At 63.3% G+C, this 1,890-nt stretch carries 3 protein-coding genes; 1 reads left to right on the top strand and 2 read right to left on the bottom strand.

Translation table 11 applies throughout. From position 1 onward, the window contains the following. Window positions 1-526 (top strand): ABC-type transport auxiliary lipoprotein family protein (locus EOA22_RS31955; RefSeq protein WP_127390520.1); only part of this gene is annotated, 526 nt, incomplete at its 5' end. Between the two features lie 37 nt (window positions 527-563). Here the strand turns inward: EOA22_RS31955 and EOA22_RS31950 are convergent. After that, complete coding sequence (locus EOA22_RS31950; protein WP_063170226.1) at window positions 564-1,178, bottom strand: 3'-5' exonuclease; 615 nt, start codon at window positions 1,176-1,178, stop codon at window positions 564-566. A 186-nt stretch (window positions 1,179-1,364) separates the two neighbouring features. Continuing rightward, on the bottom strand, window positions 1,365-1,890 hold a 526-nt coding region (locus tag EOA22_RS31945; protein WP_164756124.1), incomplete at its 5' end, for a hypothetical protein.

Genomic DNA, 1,890 nt, shown 5'->3' with positions numbered 1-1,890 from the left:
GGGCGGCAAGCCCGCGCCGCTCGATACGTTCGAGCTGTCGGCGCCGTCGGTCGACGCGCATGGCCACAGCCGCCGCCAGATCCTGATCGCGCAGCCGTCGGCGCTCAAGGCGCTGGACAGCCAGAACATCGTCATCAAGCCGTCGGATCGTTCGATCCAGTATCTCAAGGGCGCGCAATGGGCTGACCGGCTGCCGCTGATCGTGCAGGCGCGGCTGGCCGAGACCTTCCAGCGATCGGGCAGCTTTGCCGGCGTCGGCAAGCCGGGCGAGGGCCTGGCGATCGACTATCAGGTGATCGTCGAGATCCGCTCATTCGAGGTTCGGGTCGACGGCGGCGAACATGCCGAGGTCGATCTGTTCGTGCGGATCCTGAACGATCGCAACGGCGAGGTCCGTGCTTCCAAGAGCTTCACCGCAGCCGCACCCGTCTCGGGCAGCGACAATCCTGCTTATGTCAGCGCACTCGACAAGGCGTTCGGCGACGCCGCCGGGCAGATCGTGCGCTGGACGGATTCGGTGATCTGAGCGCGACGCGCGCCGGAATCCCATCAGGCTTCTCTACCTACAAGTGGTCGAAGATCTCCGGCCGGAGCTTTCCGGTCTTCATCAGGTGCTGCAGGGTGTAGGTCACGGACAGCGCGTCATCGAGCGCATCGTGCCCCTGCAATGGCGGGTGCTTGACGCCGTAGTAATCCGCAAGCTTGTTGCTCGGCGTTCTCGCCAGATCCTCGATCGGCATTCCGGCTGCGATCAGCAGCTTGACGGCGTTGTCAAACCGGGTGGCCGGGATCGAAGGCTGAATGCCCCCGACATAGCAGCTGATGGCGATCATGTTCAATTCGTCCTTGCCCCAGGACCAGAATCGCGCCCCTTCGGAAAAACGATCGATGTCGGCGAGGGCATCCCCTAGTGCCACCCCTTTTGTCTCCAAATCTTCCTCGGTGATGCCGGTCAGTTTGGTGAAGAATGGGTCCAAGGCGTATCTCTGACCAAACCGGTCGACCGGTTTGATATAGGCCTTGTGTGTTCCGAGCAGGGGGAAGTCGCCTTCAAGTCCAAGCCTGACGGCGCCGATCTGTGCGATCACCGGGTCGGGATCGTGGGCCGCGCACCAGAATCTGCGTTGCGAGCCCTCCAGGCAAAGAAACTCGCAGTCGAAAATGATTGCCGTCTTCACGATCACACCCTGCGAGCGTTAGGGCAGCGGTACTGTGGATGAATTATAGCGCCGTCGGGAGATCGACTTAGGGCGGATTCCGAAGGCATCGATAGTCTCGCAAGACCTGTTGCGGGCAGGTTCAACGCGTGCCGGACGTTAGAGCAGGCACAGGCGGGACCATGGCCCGCCTGTTCAATTCCCGTCTTAGTGCAGGCGGCCGCTCGCATGCGCCAGCATGGTGTAGACCTTGCCGGTGTCCGACGTCAGGTAGGTCTGCGCCATGATGTTGTCGCGGTCGTTGCGTGAGACATCCTTGAGCAGCTTCTCGAAATCGTCGCAGTAGCGGTCGACGGCGGCGCGGAACTCGGCCTCGGCCTGATACTTGCGACGGATCTCGTCGAACGTCTGCTGACCCTTCAGCGTGTAGAGCCGCCTTGTGAACACGTCACGCTCGCCGCGCCGGTAGCGGTTCCACAGCTCGATCGAAGCATCGTGGTCGATGGCCCGCGCGATATCGACGGAGAGCGAGTTCAGCGATTCGACGACATGAAGGGGCGATCGCTGGGCAGGCGTAGCGCGGGGCGCTTCCGCAGTCGCTGGGGGAGCTGCCGACCTGAGGTCCTCATCGTTCGATGCCGCGGTCAGCAGATCGCGCACCCAGCCACCCTGCGGCGTGCGGGCGTTGGCATCGCCGCGCGGACGCGGTGCCGCCTCGGTCGGACGGTCAAGG

The organism is Mesorhizobium sp. M7A.F.Ca.US.014.04.1.1 (genome assembly GCF_003998745.1).
Classification (GTDB): Bacteria; Pseudomonadota; Alphaproteobacteria; order Rhizobiales; family Rhizobiaceae; genus Mesorhizobium; species Mesorhizobium ciceri.
This window is presented reverse-complemented; position numbering and strand designations above follow the sequence as displayed.